This is a genomic window from Corallococcus praedator (assembly GCF_003612125.1).
GTDB lineage: Bacteria > Myxococcota > Myxococcia > Myxococcales > Myxococcaceae > Corallococcus > Corallococcus praedator.
The window spans coordinates 1-3,537 of record NZ_RAWI01000619.1 but is presented as its reverse complement, the minus strand read 5'-3'; the positions used below and the strand labels follow the sequence as shown (position 1 = coordinate 3,537).

The 3,537-nt window shown below is 69.6% G+C and carries 4 protein-coding genes; 2 read left to right on the top strand and 2 right to left on the bottom strand.

Going from position 1 to position 3,537, the window contains the following annotated elements; genetic code table 11:
* Window positions 1-8: 8 nt before the first annotated feature.
* Complete coding sequence (locus D7Y13_RS39890; protein WP_158620515.1) at window positions 9-1,292, bottom strand: lanthionine synthetase C family protein; 1,284 nt, start codon at window positions 1,290-1,292, stop codon at window positions 9-11.
* A gap of 225 nt (window positions 1,293-1,517) precedes the next feature.
* Here D7Y13_RS39890 and D7Y13_RS46140 point away from each other — a divergent pair, with 225 nt between their 5' ends.
* Window positions 1,518-1,667, top strand: coding sequence for a hypothetical protein (locus D7Y13_RS46140; protein WP_158620516.1), 150 nt, complete (start codon window positions 1,518-1,520; stop codon window positions 1,665-1,667).
* A 97-nt stretch (window positions 1,668-1,764) separates the two neighbouring features.
* Window positions 1,765-3,114, top strand: coding sequence for an MFS transporter (locus D7Y13_RS39885; protein WP_120586126.1), 1,350 nt, complete (start codon window positions 1,765-1,767; stop codon window positions 3,112-3,114).
* A gap of 12 nt (window positions 3,115-3,126) precedes the next feature.
* On the opposite strand, the gene D7Y13_RS39880 is transcribed toward D7Y13_RS39885, so the two are convergent.
* On the bottom strand, window positions 3,127-3,537 hold a 411-nt coding region (locus D7Y13_RS39880), incomplete at its 5' end, for an FHA domain-containing protein (RefSeq protein WP_147452615.1).

Sequence of the window (3,537 nt, the reverse complement as noted above, 5' to 3'; positions counted from 1 at the left end):
GGGCGGCGTCATGGCGCGTCCGGGGTGGGGTGTCGCAGGGACATGAGCAGCATGCGGTCCCAGGTGGGCTCCGCCGGAGAGGTCGCCGCGAGCAGCGCCAGCGCGATGCCGGTGGCGCCCGCGAGCAGGCCCGTGTTGTCGGTCCAGCCCTCGGTGTCGTCGTCGAAGCGCTCCAGCGTCCGGAACCCGCCCACGCCCAGGCCGGGCTGCCGGTGCACGGTGAGGAGCTGCGCGAACCAGCGGCGGGCCGCGGTTTCGAAGACGGTCTCCCCCGTCGTCTGGAAGAGCCGGTTGTAGAGGTGCGCGAGTCCAGCGGCGCCATGGCAGAGGCCGCCATCCTGCACGGAGGCGACGTCGGTCCACCGCTGCGCGGACTCCCGGCAGAGCTCCAGCGCCTGGGCTTCCCACTCCGCGTGGCCCACGGCGCGCGCCAGCGTGTGCAGCCCGAGCGCCACGCCCGGATCTCCGTAGCACCACGCCGGACGGCGCGGCCACGTCAGGGGCTCGTCCTGGAGCCCCACGCGCGTGGGGAAGCGCGCGGACTCCGGGGCCTGCGCCCGCTGGGCCATGAACCACGTCCATCCACCGTGCAGCAGTTCGCGCGCGGAGGCAGCGGCGACGCCGGAGGCCACCGCGCCACCAAGGACGGTGAGCACGCCCGCGATGCCGTGCGCCATGCCCAGGTTGAAGCCGCCCTGGGGTTGCGCCTCGCGGAGCCGTGGCTCCACATGCTCCGGCGCGGTCTTCCAGCGCAGTCCAAGAGGCGTCCGTTCCGCCAGCTCCCCAAGGCGTGCGACCACCGCTTCCAGGCAGTGCCGCGCGCCAGCCCGGGGAAGACGCTCCAGGGCATAGACACCCATGCCGACCAGTCCACTCACCAGGTCGTAGCGGTGCGGCCACGGCCGCGTCTGGAGGAAGTCCCCGAGCGCGTCGTCGATGTCCGTCAGCGGATCCGCGTCAGGAGACTCGGAGGGACGCTGAACGTGCTGGACGGCCCAGGCGATGCCCGGAAAGCCATCGTAGAGGTCGGGGTCCAGCGTCTCCGAGGCAAGGGCGTCCGTGGCGCGCTCCAGCAGGGCCTCCGCGGTGGAGCGATGCCGCGCGTCATCGTGGGCTTGCGCGAGCGCGTCAAACAACACGGCGCGTCCCGCGTCACCGCGTGCGAGCGAAGCCGCGAAGGGGGGCGTGGGTCGGGCATGCGCCAGTGCTTCGACCAGGGGCCCGAGCACCGCCAGGGCTTCCGCGTGCTCGACGCCCTGCAGCAGGGGCTTCCACGGGGGCGTCCTTCGCATGTCTTCGTCCCTGCTTTCTGGAAAGAGCCGCTGGAGCTTCATTCCCTCGCATGGGGCAGGGAAATGAAATTCGGTGTTTCGCGGTTGAGGCGGGGAACACTTGTTTGCAGAGGAAGCAGGTGTTTGACTGAGAACGCCTGACGAGGTCCGTCGGGTGTTGAAGGCAGCAGGCTGTCGGATTGTTTCCAGGTAACGCCGTCGAGCATTGCAACGAAAGGCGATGTCATGGACAAGCAGGACACCCAGAAGCCGAAGAAGCTGAGCCTGAAGCGTGAGACCGTCCGTCTCCTGTCGAATCCCGGCGCAGAGTTGAAGGCACACAAGGAGCTCACCAGCCCGTTCTGTACCGAGGGTGGTCCGAAGTGTGACATCTGATGTTCCTCACGGGCCTCCGGGTCCGTGAGTCCTTGCCGGAAGGGAGTGCAAGGCTCCCTTCCGGAACCAGCTGGGTTTGAGAAAGTCAGCGGTTCCCTTGGCCTCTCAACAGCGGCTCGTCCTGGCCATCGCCGTCCTGGCTTCGCTCGTCACGTTCCTGGACGGGGCCATCATCAACGTCGCGCTGCCCGCGATGGTCCGGGACCTGGGCGGAGGGCTCACGCTCCAGCAGTGGGTGGTGGATGCGTACCTCATCACCCTGGGCGCGCTGATGCTGGTCGCGGGCTCGCTGTCGGATGCCTTCGGCCGCAAGCGCATCCTGCGGTTGGGGCTCCTGGGTTTTGGTGCCACGTCGTTGCTGTGCGCGCTGGCGCCCACCGGAACCGTGCTCATCGTCGCGCGCGGACTTCAGGGCGCCACGGGTGCGCTGCTGGTGCCGGGCTCGCTCGCGCTCATCCTGTCCTTCTTCTCCGGCCCCGAGCAGGCGAAGGCCATTGGCTCGTGGACGGGGTGGACGGGCGGTGCGTTCATCGCGGGCCCGCTGGTGGGCGGGCTGCTGGTGGACACCGTGGGCTGGCGGTGGATCTTCGCCATCAACGTGCTGCCCCTCGCGCTGACCCTGATGCTGCTCGCGCGGCTGGAGGAGCCGCCCCGGCCGGCGCGCGCGCGCATCGATGTCCTGGGCGCCGTCCTGGCGTGTGTGGGATTGGGCGGTCCCGTCTATGCGCTCATCGAACAGGAGAAGGTGGGCTGGATGCACCCCTCGGTGTTGGTGTCCCTGGGGGTGGGCGTGCCGGCGTTCATCGCGTTCCTCGTGCAGGAGCGGCGCACCGCGCATCCAATGATGCCGCTGGGCCTGTTCCGGGCGCGGAACTTCTGGGTGGGCAACCTCGCCACCACGGCCATCTATGGCGCGCTGTCGCTGGGCATGTTCGTCATCACGCTCTTCCTCCAGGAGGTGGGGGGCTTTCGCGCGACGACGGCGGGCCTGGCGCTGATGCCGACCACGCTCCTCATGTTGCTGCTGTCGTCCGTGTTTGGCGGACTCTCCGGACGCCTGGGGCCGCGCGTGTTCATGGCGGCGGGGCCGTGCCTCGCGGGCGTGGGGTTCCTGCTGATGCTCAACGTCGGCACGCCGTTGAACTTCTGGACCCAGATGCTGCCGGGTGTCCTGGTGTTCGGGCTGGGGCTGACGGTGACGGTCGCGCCGCTGACGGCGGCGGTGCTGGGCTCCATCCGCAGCGAGCAGGCCGGCATCGGCTCGGCCATCAACAACGCTGTCTCCCGGGTCGCGGGGCTCATCGCCATCGCGCTCACGGGGCTCATCGTGGGCCCGCGATTGGACGTCGCGGGCTTCCACCGGGTGATGCTCACCACCGCCGTCCTGCTCATCCTGGGCGGAATCATCTCCGCCCTGGGCATCCGCAATCCGCCGCGGAAGGCATGAACGGCGGCGGCGTCAGTCCTCGCGGGGACCCATGGAGAAGTACACGGCCTCGGTCCCCAGGTTGAAGGTGTCCCCGTCCGCGATCTTCTGGCGCTTGATGCGCTGATGGTTGATCCAGGTCCCGTTCGACGAGCCCAGGTCCTCGATGAAGAAGTCGTTGCCCACGCGCACGATGGCCGCGTGCTCGCGGGAGACCCTGCCGGACTTCACCACCAGGCTGCACGTCGGGCCGCGTCCGAGCGTGAAGCGCTCCACGTCCACCCTCGTGGCGGGACCGTCCGGTGACAGGCGGACGAACAGCTCCAGCTTCGGGGGCGCCTTGGCGACCTTCGCGGGTTCGGACCGCTTGCCGACGTCCGTGGGCACGTCCAGGACGTCGTCCTCGTCCTCCACGGGCGCAGGGACGGGGGCGGGGGCCCTGCC